The sequence below is a fragment of the Rhizobium sp. CF142 genome, from assembly GCF_000281145.1.
GTDB lineage: Bacteria > Pseudomonadota > Alphaproteobacteria > Rhizobiales > Rhizobiaceae > Rhizobium.
In genome coordinates this window covers 22,777-36,600 of sequence record NZ_AJWE01000107.1, presented here as the reverse complement: position 1 = coordinate 36,600, position 13,824 = coordinate 22,777, and the positions used below count along the sequence as shown (strand labels likewise).

Annotated in this window: 16 protein-coding genes and 1 tRNA gene; 6 read left to right on the top strand and 11 right to left on the bottom strand. The window is 57.6% G+C overall.

The features are described 5' to 3' along the window. Positions 1-289: 289 nt before the first annotated feature. Positions 290-814, bottom strand: a complete 525-nt coding sequence (locus PMI11_RS25075) for a hypothetical protein (RefSeq protein WP_007822815.1) — start codon at positions 812-814, stop codon at positions 290-292. Between the two features lie 237 nt (positions 815-1,051). On the opposite strand from PMI11_RS25075, the gene PMI11_RS25070 reads away from it, so the two are divergent. Beyond that, positions 1,052-2,023 carry an alpha/beta fold hydrolase gene (locus tag PMI11_RS25070; RefSeq protein WP_007822814.1) on the top strand — a complete coding sequence of 324 codons (972 nt, stop codon included), beginning with the start codon at positions 1,052-1,054 and terminating at the stop codon, positions 2,021-2,023. 106 nt (positions 2,024-2,129) lie between these two features. Here PMI11_RS25070 and hisN read toward each other — a convergent pair whose 3' ends face one another. Together hisN and PMI11_RS25060 are read right to left on the bottom strand one after the other, a co-directional pair. Beyond that, positions 2,130-2,903, bottom strand: a complete 774-nt coding sequence (gene hisN / locus PMI11_RS25065) for a histidinol-phosphatase (RefSeq protein ID WP_007822813.1) — start codon at positions 2,901-2,903, stop codon at positions 2,130-2,132. A 317-nt stretch (positions 2,904-3,220) separates the two neighbouring features. Continuing rightward, complete coding sequence (locus PMI11_RS25060; RefSeq protein WP_007822812.1) at positions 3,221-4,039, bottom strand: hypothetical protein; 819 nt, start codon at positions 4,037-4,039, stop codon at positions 3,221-3,223. A gap of 125 nt (positions 4,040-4,164) precedes the next feature. Between PMI11_RS25060 and PMI11_RS25055 the strand changes: the two genes are divergently transcribed. Beyond that, the gene (locus tag PMI11_RS25055; protein WP_007822811.1) at positions 4,165-4,851 is read left to right on the top strand and encodes a hypothetical protein; all 687 of its coding nucleotides are present in this window, start codon (positions 4,165-4,167) and stop codon (positions 4,849-4,851) included. Positions 4,852-4,997: 146 nt separating this feature from the next. Here the strand turns inward: PMI11_RS25055 and PMI11_RS25050 are convergent, their stop codons facing one another. Then, complete coding sequence (locus PMI11_RS25050; RefSeq protein WP_007822810.1) at positions 4,998-5,879, bottom strand: N-formylglutamate amidohydrolase; 882 nt, start codon at positions 5,877-5,879, stop codon at positions 4,998-5,000. Positions 5,880-6,070: 191 nt separating this feature from the next. On the opposite strand from PMI11_RS25050, the gene cpdR1 reads away from it, so the two are divergent. The 3 genes from cpdR1 to PMI11_RS25035 all read left to right on the top strand — a co-directional run bounded on the left by cpdR1 (position 6,071) and on the right by PMI11_RS25035 (position 7,294). Next, positions 6,071-6,433, top strand: a complete 363-nt coding sequence (gene cpdR1, locus PMI11_RS25045) for a response regulator CpdR1 (RefSeq protein WP_003542883.1) — start codon at positions 6,071-6,073, stop codon at positions 6,431-6,433. Positions 6,434-6,517: 84 nt separating this feature from the next. Then, positions 6,518-6,592: transfer RNA gene (locus PMI11_RS25040), tRNA-Val, on the top strand. A 225-nt stretch (positions 6,593-6,817) separates the two neighbouring features. Further along, entirely contained in the window at positions 6,818-7,294 is a 477-nt protein-coding gene (locus PMI11_RS25035; protein ID WP_007822806.1) for a hypothetical protein, read from the top strand. 33 nt (positions 7,295-7,327) lie between these two features. Here PMI11_RS25035 and PMI11_RS25030 read toward each other — a convergent pair whose 3' ends face one another. The 3 genes from PMI11_RS25030 to PMI11_RS25025 form a co-directional block, all read right to left on the bottom strand. After that, on the bottom strand, positions 7,328-8,041 hold the full coding sequence (locus PMI11_RS25030; RefSeq protein ID WP_007822804.1) for a hypothetical protein: 714 nt from the start codon (positions 8,039-8,041) through the stop codon (positions 7,328-7,330). 157 nt (positions 8,042-8,198) lie between these two features. Further along, entirely contained in the window at positions 8,199-8,375 is a 177-nt protein-coding gene (locus PMI11_RS37440; RefSeq protein WP_007822802.1) for a hypothetical protein, read from the bottom strand. A gap of 38 nt (positions 8,376-8,413) precedes the next feature. Then, on the bottom strand, positions 8,414-8,653 hold the full coding sequence (locus tag PMI11_RS25025; protein WP_007822800.1) for a hypothetical protein: 240 nt from the start codon (positions 8,651-8,653) through the stop codon (positions 8,414-8,416). Between the two features lie 373 nt (positions 8,654-9,026). On the opposite strand from PMI11_RS25025, the gene PMI11_RS25020 reads away from it, so the two are divergent. Then, positions 9,027-10,121: a DUF475 domain-containing protein gene (locus PMI11_RS25020; protein ID WP_007822799.1), complete on the top strand. Its 1,095-nt coding sequence runs from the start codon at positions 9,027-9,029 to the stop codon at positions 10,119-10,121. Positions 10,122-10,249: 128 nt separating this feature from the next. Here PMI11_RS25020 and PMI11_RS37770 read toward each other — a convergent pair whose 3' ends face one another. The 4 genes from PMI11_RS37770 to PMI11_RS25005 all read right to left on the bottom strand — a co-directional run bounded on the left by PMI11_RS37770 (position 10,250) and on the right by PMI11_RS25005 (position 13,757). Then, on the bottom strand, positions 10,250-10,420 hold the full coding sequence (locus PMI11_RS37770; RefSeq protein ID WP_007822797.1) for a hypothetical protein: 171 nt from the start codon (positions 10,418-10,420) through the stop codon (positions 10,250-10,252). A gap of 293 nt (positions 10,421-10,713) precedes the next feature. After that, positions 10,714-12,231: a tripartite tricarboxylate transporter permease gene (locus tag PMI11_RS25015; RefSeq protein ID WP_007822795.1), complete on the bottom strand. Its 1,518-nt coding sequence runs from the start codon at positions 12,229-12,231 to the stop codon at positions 10,714-10,716. A gap of 93 nt (positions 12,232-12,324) precedes the next feature. Then, a complete protein-coding gene (locus PMI11_RS25010; RefSeq protein WP_007822792.1) occupies positions 12,325-12,816 on the bottom strand; it encodes a tripartite tricarboxylate transporter TctB family protein in 492 nt (163 codons plus the stop codon). Further along, the gene (locus PMI11_RS25005) at positions 12,813-13,757 is read right to left on the bottom strand and encodes a Bug family tripartite tricarboxylate transporter substrate binding protein (RefSeq protein ID WP_007822790.1); all 945 of its coding nucleotides are present in this window, start codon (positions 13,755-13,757) and stop codon (positions 12,813-12,815) included. The genes PMI11_RS25010 and PMI11_RS25005 overlap by 4 nt, the downstream gene beginning before the upstream one ends. Positions 13,758-13,824: the final 67 nt, after the last annotated feature.

Sequence of the window (13,824 nt, the reverse complement as noted above, 5' to 3'; positions counted from 1 at the left end):
CCCCTGAAACCCCGTTCTTGGCGGCTTCGGGACGGTTGCGCGGACCCTTCTGGCGTCCGCAAAGTTCAGATGGGTATGGCTTTCTGAGACTTCAAGCCCCTTTTCAAAGCACCCGTGATGGCTGCGTGAACCCCGCATGAACGGCAGGTTCGGCGAAGGTTCAGGCGCTGCTGTCTAGAAATAGAGTCATCGGGTGACACTGGCCCGAAGGCTGAAGTGTATCGTCCCTTCTTCTTCAGCCTAAATTCGGCCGGCCAAGAGCTCCCTCAGCTCCGCCGGCCTCTTTTCTTCAGGCGTAAAGCTCTGCAAGCTGATCCTGCGTCGCATCCAGCCTGTCTGCTCCGGCATCTTGATGGCTCAGCATGAGAGCGTTGACGATGCGCGACAGCGTGGCTGAATCACTGCTTGAAAATATAGACAAAGGGCTGCTGCTCTCCTTGCCGCCGCTGTTTGAAGGCGGCACTTCGGCAACGATGGAACCGCCGCCCGGCAACTTTGTGCTGATCGTGAAACCCTCCGCCGGAAAGGCGTCGCGGTTGTCAACGATCATCTGCTCGAGCGCAAGGAACTGACCGTTTTCCGGCGAAATGTCGGCATTCTGCGGCATTGCCATGACGGCAGCATATTCCCGCGTGAAAGCTGCCTGTGACTTCGGACTATCGCTGAAAAGTTTCAGGATCGCCAGATGCATATCCGGCGGATCGATATTGAGATAATTCGACTGCAGATAGTCGAGAATGGACTCCGGTCGCTGCGGACCGGTTGATTGGTGGACGCCGGAATTGACAGACCCGACGGAAGAAACCGAACTCATGGCCAGCCTCCCGGCGCCCCAATCTTCAGTCATGAACGTGCGGATAACCGGCCTCATGCCGGGACAAATCCTTCGTTCGCACTAACCATAGCGTGTCTCTGCTTTCGCGAAGCTTGCCGTATAGAAAAATCTCAATGTATTATACTTCACTTATATTAAACCGCAATTTCGTCATTGATTTTCCCGGCCCCTGCGCTATCCCCTAGTATATCTCTCACGCGAAGAAACATTCTGCCTATGGAACAGGTTCTTTATTCGACCCCAGACAATCCGGTGCCGGAGAACCGGACCGAAGGTTTTTTCGAGACCTACGACGGCCATAGGTTGCGTTATGCCGTCTTCCGGTCGCAGACACCGGTCGCTCATGGAACAGTGGTCCTCCTGCACGGGCGCAGCGAATATATCGAAAAGTATTTCGAGACGATCCGCGATCTCACCGCCAAGGGCCTCTGGGTCGCGACTTTCGATCTGCGCGGTCAGGGTGGCTCGCCCCGGCTGATCAAGAAGCGCAATCATGGCCACATCCGTCGCTTTTCCGATTACGAGCGCGACCTCGATACCTTCCTCGAAAAGGTCGTGCTCCCGGATACCCGCCTGCCCTTCTATATGCTGGCTCATTCCACAGGCGCGTTGATTGCCCTTTCCGCCGCACCTTATCTCTCTACGCGTATCGACCGCATGGTGCTTTCCGCCCCTTTTCTCGGCCTCATAGGCCAGTCAGCTTCGCAGGGTGTCATCCGCACGCTTTCGACAGCGCTCTGCGCCGTCGGTCTTGGCGGCTTGCCGCTCGGCAAGATGAAGGAATTGCAGTTCCTTGATAATCCGCTCACATCGGACGAAACACGCTTCGAGCGTAATGCGGCTATAGCAAAAGCCCACCCGGAGCTTGCGTTGGGAGCGCCAACCGCGCGCTGGATGTATGAATGCATGAAGGCGATCGACCGGGTGACCCAGCCCTATCATCTATTTTCGATCACCATTCCCTCTATCGTCATTGCCCCGACACGCGACGGGCTGGTGCCCTATACGGTGCAGGAGAGGCTTTCGCGTTATTTCCGCGCCGGTCAGCTCGTCCCGATCAACGGCGCCCGCCACGAGATATTCCAGGAAAGGGATATGTATCGCACCGCCGCACTTGCCGCCTTCCACGCCTTCATTCCCGGCAGCGATGCCGAGGCGACTGATGACGTGACGGCAATCGGCGTCTGAACTTAAAAACCCATAGCGATCTCCAGGATTCGCTCGCCATGCTTAAATTTCTTGTTTTACGCATGTCGTTATCGCAAAACCGCTGCACACTTTTGAACGACATGGGTTAGCGCTGCAGGATGGCGATCGCCTCTTCGTAGACCGCCCTGCTGCCGGCCGCGATAATGGAGCCGCCGTTTTCCGGCCGTCCGCCATCCCAGGTGGTCATGATTCCGCCGGCGCCCTCGATGACAGGGATGATCCCACCGACATCATAGGGTTTGAGGCTGTTCTCGATGACGAGATCGACATGGCCTGCCGCTAGCAGCGCATAGGCGTAACAGTCGCAGCCATAACGGAAGAGCCGCACCTGACTTTCGATCTCGCGATATTTCTCCATCTCCTCGCCGACGAAGAGATGCGGCGATGTGGTGAAAAGGATAGCATTGGAAAGAGCGCCGCAATCACGCACCTGCAGCCGGCGTTCGCCCTCAGGCCCGCTATAGGTCGAACCGTTTTCATCGCCGAAGTAACGTTCGCCGGTGAAAGGCTGCTCGATCATGCCGGCAACCGCCCGGCCATTCTTCTGCAGGCCGATCAGCGTCCCCCAAACCGGGACACCGGAAATGAAGGCGCGCGTACCGTCGATCGGGTCGATCACCCACACATGCTCGCGGTCGAGGCCGACATTGCCATGCTCTTCGCCGAGAATGCCGTGCTCGGGGAAATGCGCCTCGATCAGCGCGCGGATGGCCGTCTCCGCCGCCCTGTCGCCTTCAGTGACCGGGTCGAAGCCGGATGACAGCTTGTTGGTGACATTGATGCCCGAGCGAAAACGCGGCAGGGTTTCCGCCTTGGCAGCTTCGGCGAGACGGTTGAAGAACGAACGGTCAGGAAGCATGGAGAAATCCACATAGCTGGCGGGAAATGGCGTTTTTCATAGCGAAAAATCGGCGGAATGCAAACACAACAGGCAATTTCCGATTAGCTGCCTAAATATTTTGCAGTGCAATATAATGCTTGACAATTGTGCAATGCAGCAGTAGTTTCTTACCTACAGTCTTCTGACTGTAAATACCCTCCTTGGGTGTTTCCTCCCTAGACTTGGACCGCCGAAAGGCGGTCTTTTTTTGTTTAGAATCAGGCATTTGATTAGGTGCGGTGGACTGGCTGTCATTCACCATCGCATATCCGTGAAATAATACGCGTTTTAACGGATCAAGTCGCTTTCTCATTAGGGACAAATAAGTTTGAGAGATCGTCCATCATGCTCGGGAGCTTTTGCGCCACCTGTCGAATGTCTTGTGTAGAAACAGTGCTTTTAACATGGTCGATGAGTGCGGCATTCGAAGGACTCACGCGAGGTTTCATGGCGATAATCCGGTCCAGATGATCAGCTAACTCATTCATCGTTTCAGAGTTCAAGTGCTTGAATAAATTTAGATACTCTCCGTTGTCTTCGAACATTGTAACCTGGAATATCGGTAGAGACAGTCGAGAGGTAAGCGCGACGATGAAGTCCACCGGATCATCTGGCATTTCTCTAGTGAATTCACTTTTGTCTTTCCGGTTTTCAGAAAACAGTTCCACCTTACGCAAGGCGCGCATAGCCCAGGTTCGAAACAATCGAAGTAGCATCAAAAGCTCGTGATCAGCTTGATCGCGAACAACAATATCGGTTTGCGCGCCAACATAATCCGACTGCGCTTTCATGACTTCTCGATTGTGCTCGAACTCTTTGCGAGTAAGCGCGAGTTCTTCGCGCTGTTGCGCTAGCTCACGAGATTGAATCCATACCGTAGCAACGAGCCAGAAAAACGCTAGCGGGGCGAACACGCCCGATAGGTACGTGCCCCAACCGTCCAGCGTCAGGCAGCTAAATGTGCCGTTACAGGAACTAGGCGACTGCGCCACATGACCTAGAACTACGATCCCGGCTACCAACCAGACCGCACTGGCGAGACTCACGGAAACGAAAATCGTCGCGCTATTTGACGCTTTCTTCTTGCGTGTCTGTTGATCAGGTAACTGACCCATAATTGCTGTCTCCGAAAGGTGCAAAGAAACACCTATTACACTTACTTAAAGAGCGGTTTAGCGCGATGCACAACTCAATTAGGCTATCGCGAAAGCACTTGATTCGTGTTTGATGGTAGGAACCTATGACCTTCGCGGCTGTCACCAATTTTTTGCTTACGGCGCTGAAAGCTATCCCCTTAGAAGTTTGGGGAGTTCTAATCGGTGGCATGATTACGATGGCAACTACTGGATATTTCGCCGGGCGTGAACATCGTAAGAAGAGAAAGAGCGAGGCTATTGCCGTTGCTCTCAAAGCCACACTGATCAATAACAGCTTCTCATACTTGTTGAAGCATATCAAAAGCGCAGATAACAAAGCTAAAGGAACAAATCCCAGCGCGAAATTAGATCTATGGACACGTGTTCCACTTATATCTGGAAAATTGGAACAGATAGTGATCGAGCCAGACGAGTTGCTTGTTTTCATAGAAGCCCGCGAATACGAACTTGTACAAGAATTGCTGACCCTTACGATGCGCCACAAATCAATTTGTGATGCTTTCAATGATTTTAACGATAGAAAGATCGAACTGCGAACCCGTGTGACCGAAGGAACCGTCACGGGCCCTGAAATAATGAGCCACACCACACCACTTGATGTGACGTCTCAGATCATCATTATGGAATTAGACACTCTCACAAACTCGATATTCGAGTTACTGCCGACGTACCGCAAAGAGTCGCGCGACCTGTGCACGAAATTGACCCCAGCCCTTCGCAAGCATCTAAGAGATAAGTCTATTCCCTATCTCAAAGACGCCAATGGTTAACCACCCAGCATATCCAATGCCCGACACCGCACGTACAATCATCTCAAGTCAAAGAAACTTGAGGTTTAGCTACTATGGGAAATTCAGCGGAAAGCCTTCGAAGGTTTAATGAAGTGCGGGTTCCGAACGGTATCTGAAGGTAGAAATTACTCGGCCGCGAGCGCCCGGTCGCCGGAGAATTTCTCGACGTAGTCGGCCATCTGCCGCATGAACGACGTGACGGCGGTTGCAACGATGTCGAAATCGGGCCGCTTCTCCAGCGTGACCTCATCGACGTAGATCGAACGGTTGACCTCGATCTGCAGCGCATGCAGCCCGCGTGACGGGCGGCCGTAATGTTCGGTGATGAAGCCACCGGCATAGGGCTTGTTGCGGATCGCCGCAAACCCCATTTCCTCGAGGATGCCGATTGCGGTACGCGAAAGCTCTGCCGAAGCGCTGGTGCCGTAACGATCGCCGATGATGAAATCGGGCCGCGCATTGCTGCCGGCAACGCGCACATTGCCCGGCATGGAATGGCAGTCGATCAGGACGCCGAAGCCAAACTGTACATGCGTGCGCGCAATCAGTCGCCGCAACGTCGAGTGATAGGGCTTGTAGACGCTTTCGACACGTTCCAGCCCCTCCTGAACGGGCAGCCGGCGCGCGTAGATTTCCATGTTCTCAGCCACGATGCGCGGAATGGTGCCAAGTCCACCCGCAACCCTTAGCGAGTTGATGTTCGCATAGGGCGGCAACAGCCCGTCGAACATGCGCGGATCGAGCTCATAGGGCTCGCGATTGACGTCCAGGTAGGCGCGCGGGAAATTCGCAAGGAGGAGTGGCGCACCGAGGTCCACGGCCGCACCGAACAGCTCATCGACATAGTGGTCTTCGGACCGGCGTATCGAGATACCTTCCAGCCGCGACTGCGCGATGAATTCCGGTGGATAAATACGGCCGCTATGAGGGGAGTTGTAGACGAAGGGAATGGTCTGCGACACGGGCTCATGCACTTCAAAAAGCTCGTATTCGCGTATTTCCGGCACTTTCTGCCCTCTTTACCATGTCATCAAGTGGCTATGACGGCTATGTTGCCAGTTGCCTGCCCTTAAGTCCATACTACATAGAAGGGATGGCGGTCGTGGCTAGGGCGATTTCACCGGTTGTTTACCGGGCGAAGTTTAGTGTAGACGGCTGGGTATCCCATAAAAACATCAGTGATCAGCGGTCCGGATTAATGACTCAGAAGATACTTCTCGCCGAAGACGACAATGACATGCGCCGCTTCCTCGTGAAGGCGCTCGAAAAGGCCGGATACAAGGTCCTTTCCTACGACAACGGCGCTAGCGCTTATGACCGCCTGCGTGAGGAGCCCTTCTCGCTGCTGCTGACCGATATCGTCATGCCGGAAATGGATGGCATCGAGCTGGCGCGCCGTGCGACCGAACTCGATCCCGACCTGAAGGTCATGTTCATCACCGGTTTTGCAGCCGTTGCACTGAACCCTGATTCGAAGGCTCCGAAGGATGCAAAGGTCCTTTCCAAGCCTTTCCACCTGCGCGATCTCGTCGACGAGGTCAACAAGATGCTTGCAGCATAAGGCTTCTTGGCGGCTCGTCACAAAACTTCAAAAAAGCCTATTGACGGCTCCGGAGGTTTTGTGATCTATGCGCCGCCATCGGATGGGCGTGTAGCTCAGCGGGAGAGCACTACGTTGACATCGTAGGGGTCACAGGTTCAATCCCTGTCACGCCCACCATCCTAATTCGCTGAAAAGCAAAGGCCTTTCGAGAAATCGAAAGGCCTCTTTAGTTTCCCGTTTAAAGTTGTCGGATTCGCATTCCAGACCAAGCCACCTGCGCTGGCTCTCCTCAAATCATATCCGAAGGGATCGAAACCAAATTCGGACACAGAGCCATGCCATGCGCGATAATCGAGCCCGAGGCGTTGATTCGCCTCGTCAGGACATGGGGTTCGAATCGAAATGAAATTATCTGCGCTTGCCATCGCCGCCTTTTCCACCCTCGCTTTTGCAGCTGCGGCGCAGGCCGACGACAATTTTCCGGGTGCACCCGGCGTCATTGCCCTTGGCGGCAAGTGCCAGAAGCTGGTCGTCGCGAAATTCGATGCCACGAAGGGCTGCAAGGGCGAGCTGGCAAGCGTGACGCTCGTCAACGGCACTGTGACCTTCATCTTCACCTCTGATGGCAAGCTGCTGGGCTTCCAGGGCGATGGGAAGGGCATCAAGCCCGCGTCCAATGGCAATGCCCGCCTGCCGCTCAGCCTTGTCACCACGGGCGTTGGAAATAAGATGACAGGTGAAGTGAAGGTTGCCGGTTCGTGCACCTTCGGCAATCCTTATTCCGGTAAGCCGACCGCCATCGAATGCACGGCCGAAAGCAAGGATTCGGCCTTCACCGGCAGCTTCCGCACCAGCGGCAAGGCGCCAGCGCGGAAATAACCGCGTAAATAAACGATCGTCAGACAGGCGGCGTCAAGCGCACCAGGAACCGCCGGCAGATCCCGGCTTCCTGGCCAGACCCTCATCGATAAGCCGCGTGCCGAAAGAACGCCCGTCGCGCGAAATGACACGCGGCGCACCCCGGTCATCTGCCTTGCCGACGGCATTCATGTTGAACGGACCGGCATTCAGCAGCGCCAGTAATCGCGACTTGGCGGCAAAGGCGATCTTCCGTTCGTCTTCGCATCGCGCACGGTCCACGTCCGGGCTGACCATATCGGCAATGACGATCTTCTCGCCCTTGTACCAGAAGGTGCCGGCGTCACCGACGCAATTGATATGCTCGCCCTGTCCGCAATATCCGAAAGCCGCCTTGGCGGTTTCCGATGCGGATGGGGAAGCAGGAGAAATAGAGGCCGGCACGATCTTTGCCACCGGCACTGGAGCCGAGGGAATCGCTGCAGGTGGTACTGGATCGTTCGTCTGGCGGGGCTTGACAGCAGGAGCTGCAACGGCGACCTGCTTCGGCGCCTCCTTGGATGCCTGAGGCTTGGCTTCAGCCGCCTCACGGATGACTGCAGCAGGGGCCTTGCCAAGCATCGGGCGGATGCTCTTCCAATTGTCATAGGCAGCAATGGCGCCCACCGCGGCGATGCCGATCACCATCCAGGGCATCGCGCCGCTGGAGGACGCGCTGCTCTTCCTTTTTGCCGGCGCTTTGCGGCGGCGTGTCGCTGTCTTGGCCATCGATCCGATTCCCTTGAATGGGCCGGATTATCGCTGCCCAATCCTTTCGGAAAGGTTGGCAAGACATGACCGTGGATCGCTTTCCCAGACCAGAACTCGTCGGAAAAGAAAACGCCCGGCGCATGGCCGGGCGTCTCGTACAGACTTTGCCCTGTGTTCAGCAGCCTTGTGCGGCCGAAGGTGCAGCAGCGGGCTTTGCGGTTTGCCCGCCTGGCTGCAAGGATGGCGTCTCGCGCTTGCCGATATCGATCCGGCGTTCGGCCGCCTCGCGCACGGCCTGCCACTCATATTCGTGCTGGATGAAGATATCCCGCGGCACAAGATTGATCGTCATTCGTATTTCACCTGTCTTGTCGGTTGCGGAACTGGTTTTCAGCGCACGGGCTTTGCGACGTTGGCATCGTCGCCCTTGATATCAAGCCCGCCCTTGGAAAGGTCGCTGCCGGTCATATGCGCCGGCACATGAATGTCGTGGATCGCGCCCGGGGTCAGTGTCAGGTCCACCTGGTGCGGAGGCAGAACCTGCGCCCTCTGCATGCGATTGGGTTTCGCCCGCTTCATGCGGTCCGACGCTTCCGTGCGTTTGTCGGGAACATGGGTCGAATTATGCATCGTCGCCCTCCTTCAAGAGTATCTGAGATGTTTTCATCGGCTCAGCTAGGACGGAACGGGTGAGCGCCAGTATGGTTCCAAAGAAATCGATAACCTTGCCCGCCCGTGCATCTTGATTGATGCAGCAACATGACTACCTAGTGATGCACCCGCCGCCTCATCCAGACATCGGCTGCGGGGGAACCCTGGTGCCGGGCCCCTCTGGCGAGAGTTTTTACGGCGCTCTCGTGATGTCGGTACCGCCTGCAAATTAGCCGGCGGATTTTTCATCGATGAAAAAGCTCACCATGCCAATCGCGCATGCCCGTTGCGGTATGCGTTTTTCTGTTTTCACCCCATCTTCAAAAACGGTTTGCGGCTGCGAGGTGCAGCCATGAACCAGCCTCAATCCCAAAAATCCTCGCTCGGCTATTTCCGCTGGGCCTTCATCATTACCGCGCTCGGCCTCGCACTCGGCGCATTTCTCGGCTGGCAGTCGACCGGCACGCTGGGTGGCATGGCCACCGTCTTCTTCGTCTGCACCGTGCTGGCCGTGCTGGAGATCTCCCTCTCCTTCGACAATGCCATCGTCAACGCCAATAAGCTGAAAGAAATGACCCCGGTCTGGCAGCATCGCTTTCTCACCTGGGGTATCGTCATCGCCGTCTTCGGCATGCGCATCGTCTTTCCGCTGGCGATCGTCGCCATCGCGGCAAAGATCGGCCCATGGGAAGCGCTCGTGCTTGCGGCACGTGAGCCGGCCGAATATGCCCGCATCATGAATGATGCGCATCTGCCGATCGCAGCCTTCGGTGGCACCTTCCTGATGATGGTCGGCCTCAGCTACTTCTTCAACCATGAGAAGGAAGTCCACTGGATCGGCTCGCTGGAGCGAGTGATGGCCCGTTCGGCGACCATCAAGGGCATCGAGATCGCCTTCGTGCTCCTGCTGATCCTGCTCTTCTCCTACCTCCTGGAGGGTGAAGACGCGATCACCTTCGTCTACTGTGCCATCTACGGTCTCGTGACCTTCCTGGCGGTGGAAGTCATCGGCGGCCTTCTCGATGCATCGCAGCGTGCGATGAGCGAGGCGGCGAAGGGTGGCCTGGGTGCCTTCATCTATCTGGAAGTGCTCGACGCCAGCTTCTCCTTCGACGGCGTCATCGGCGCCTTCGCACTGACGCAAAACCTCTTCATCATCGCCATCGGCCTCGGCATCGGCGCCATGTATGTGCGCTCCATGACGATCATGCTGGTGGAAAAGGGAACGCTTGCCGAATACCGCTATCTGGAACACGGCGCCTTCTATGCCATCCTGATCCTCTCGGTGATAATGTACGTCCAAACCTTGACGCACATTCCCGAGGTCATCACCGGCCTGGGCGGCGCGGCCCTGATCGGCATCTCGCTCTGGTCCTCGATCCGCTACAACAGGCAAGAGCGGCAGAAAGAAGCTGATATCCCCGAGCGGGAGCGCCTGCACGCCTGATAGTCAAAAAGCCGCGGCGGTCTGGCGCTGCGGCTCGCATAGTCCCAAAAACAAAGCCCGCGACCAACGGTTGCGGGCTCATTCATTCAATATCGGATCTGGCATACAATCTACGCATCCGCCAAGTCTTACCGGATGACGCGGCCGAAGCTTACCGGATCGATACCGAGTTCTTGCAGGTCGCGTGCGCGCGGCTTGCGGCCACCTTCGACGGCGGCGCTGACTGCGTTTGCGGCACCGAGCGCGGCAAAGGCGCGGGCCAGGAAACCATTGTGGATCGACTTTCTGAAAGCGGACATCTTCTTTTCCTCTCGCTCTTTGGTTGACCCTTTCTAGATGGGGAAATCTGCGTGCACCTACAACGCGCAGGAAATCACCGCTGCTATGCAAAAAGCGCATATTTCTTTCGCCGGCAAACGAAAAACGGCCCCAAGAACCTTACAAGAAATTCTTATTTATGGCTTTAATTTCAATATCATAAATACAAATAACCGTAAGGTTCTGACTGGAAGAAATTGTCAAAAGACAAGAGAAAAGGCCGGCCATGTTGCCACGGCCGGCCTGAATTAGGGGTCGGGGTCGTCTTTTTGTTTTAGTCTTCATTTGCCGCAAGCTGAGAGAGAACCTGGCCGCGGCCACGCAATCTCAGGATCAGCGGAATGAGGAAGGCCGCAGCTGCAACGATCAGCAGGCCGCAGGCGATCGGCGACATGACGAGCGTGGTCACGTCACCCTGGCTGATCGCGAGCGCTCGGCGAAGCTGCTGCTCGGCCAGCGGCCCGAGGATGAGGCCGACGACAGCAGGCGCGATCGGATAGCCGAAGATCCGCATGATATAACCGAGCACGCCGAAGGCGAGCAGCATGCCGAGCTCGAAGACCGAAGGGTTGGCCCCGATGGTGCCGAGCGTGGCAAACAGCAGGATGCCAGCATAGAGCCACGGCTTTGGAACCGTCAGCAAGCGCACCCAGAGGCCGATCATCGGCAGGTTCAAGACCAAAAGCATCGCATTGGCGATGAGCAGGCTGGCTATGAGCCCCCAGACGAGCTGCGGGTTGGTCGCGAAAAGCAGCGGACCAGGCTGCAGGCCGTATTGCTGGAAACCGGCGAGCATGATTGCCGCCGTTGCTGACGTCGGCAGGCCAAGCGTCAGCAGCGGCACCAGCGTACCGGCAGCCGAAGCATTGTTAGCGGCCTCGGGACCGGCAACGCCTTCGATGGCGCCATTGCCGAATTCCTCGGGATTCTTCGACAGGCGCTTTTCCGTGGCGTAGGAGAGGAACGTGCCGATTTCCGCGCCGCCCGCCGGCATGGCGCCAATGGGAAAGCCGATGATCGTGCCGCGCAGCCATGGCTTCCACGAGCGCGCCCAGTCCTGCGCATTCATCCAGAGCGATCCACGGACCGCTTCCACCTTGTCCTCGCCACGGTTGCCCTGGGCGGCGATATAGAGCGTCTCGCCGATGGCGAACATGGCCACAGCCAGCGTCGTCACCTCGATACCGTCGAGCAGGTCGGGAATGCCGAAGGAAAGGCGAGCCTGGCCCGTCTGCTGGTCGATGCCGACCATGGCGAGCGCAAAGCCGATGAAGAGCGAGGTGAGACCGCGCAGCGCCGAATCCCCGAAGGCCGAGGAGACGGTGACGAAGGCGAGCACCATCAGCGCGAAATATTCGCGTGGACCGAAAACCAGTGCCAGCTTCACGATGTAAGGTGCGACGAAGGCAAGTCCGAGCGTGGCGATGAGACCGGCGACGAACGAGCCGATGGCCGCAGTCGCCAGCGCCGGTCCGCCGCGGCCTGCACGCGCCATCTTGTTGCCCTCGAGCGCCGTGACGATCGAGGCGCTTTCACCCGGCGTATTCAGGAGGATCGAGGTCGTAGAGCCGCCATACATACCGCCGTAATAGATACCGGCAAACATGATGAGCGAGCCGCCCGGATCGAGCTTGTAGGTGGCGGGCAAAAGCAGCGCGACCGTCAGTGCCGGGCCGATGCCCGGCAGCACGCCAACGGCAGTGCCAAGGGTCACGCCGATGAAGGCGTAGAGCAGGTTGATCGGCTGCGCAGCAACCAGAATGCCCTGCCAGAGGAATTCGAATGTGCTCATGGTTTTATCCCAAGCGGCGGCTCCTGAGGGGGGCACAGGACCGTCCGCGCAAAAACTAGAGAACTGAAAGCGCCCGGCGCGAGGCGAGCGCTATCAGAAGAACAGATGTTCGAGCGGCCCGGCTGGCAGCGTGAGCTGCAGGAGCTGCGAGAAGATCGCCCAGACGATGAAGCTCATGATGATGCCAATCGGCAGCGAGAACCAGATCTGGCGCTTGCCGAAACCGCGTGCAGTCAGCGCAAAGAGCACGCCGGTCGCAATCGAGAAACCGGCGATGCGCAGGAGCAGCATCTGCCCGGCAAGACCTGCGACGATCCAGATGACGGGTGCCACTTCCTGATGTTCGCGTTCCGGAAAATCGCCGCGCCAGGCTTCGATTGCCGTCCAGATCCCAAGACAGAAGAGGCCGAGAGCGACGACTTTCGGCACCGTCGACGGGCCGATGCGGTCATATTGCGCAATCGTCTTCAGATGCGAGGCGTCCCAGAACACCACGACAGCGACTGCGATGAGGAAGACGGCAATGACCAGCGCCGCCCAATCTGGGCGGCGCTTCGTTGCCGATGGGGTATCGGCTTCACTCATTGAACGAGACCGATGTCTTTGAGAATGCCTTCGGTGGCCGAGACATCCTTTTCGAGCTGTGCCTTGAACTCGTCACCCGCGAGGTAGGTGTCGGCCCAGCCCTTGGTCTTCAGGGTTTCCTGCCAGGCAGCAGACTTGTGGAGCTTGTCGAAGTCTGCTGCAATCGAGGCGACTTCTTCATCGGTCAGGCCCGGGGCGGCAGCGACCATGCGCCAGTTCTGGATGGAAACGTCGGTACCGGCTTCCTTGAAGGTCGGCGCATCGACGCCGGCGATGCGGGCATCGCTGGAAACGCCGAGCAGACGCAGCGTGCCGGCCTTGACCTGCGATTCGAACTCGCTGTAGCTCGAAATGCCGGCCGTGACCTGACCGCCGAGGATAGCGGCGAGTGCTTCGCCGCCGCCGGAGAAGGCGACATAGTTGATCTTCGTCGGATCGACACCGGAAGCCTTGGCGATCAGGCCGACGGCGATGTGGTCCGTGCCGCCGGCAGAACCGCCGCCCCAGGAAACGGCGCCGGGATCAGCCTTCAGCTTGGTGACGAGATCGGCCAGCGTCTTGATGTCGGATGCGGCCGGAACGACGATGGCTTCGTACTCGCCGGTCAGGCGGGCGATCGGGGTGACGTCCTTCAGCGTGACGACCGACTTGTTGGTCAGCAGTGCGCCGACCATGACGTAGCCGCCGACGATGAGAGCGTTCGGATTGCCGGCACTCTGGCTGCTGAACTGGGCAAGACCGATAGAGCCGCCGGCGCCCGGTACGTTCTGAACCTGAACGCTCTTGGAAATACCTTCCTGCTGCAGCACCGTCTGCAGCGAGCGAGCCGTCTGGTCCCAGCCGCCGCCGGGCGCTGCCGGAGCGATGATGGTGTAGTCGGCAGCATAGGCCGGCAGCGCGATGGTCGCTGCCAAAAGAGTTGCGATGAAAGTATGCTTCACGATGTGTCCTCCGTGCTGCGGCTGAGCGGACCGCCTGTGCTATTTTTGAAAATGAGGAGAGATCACC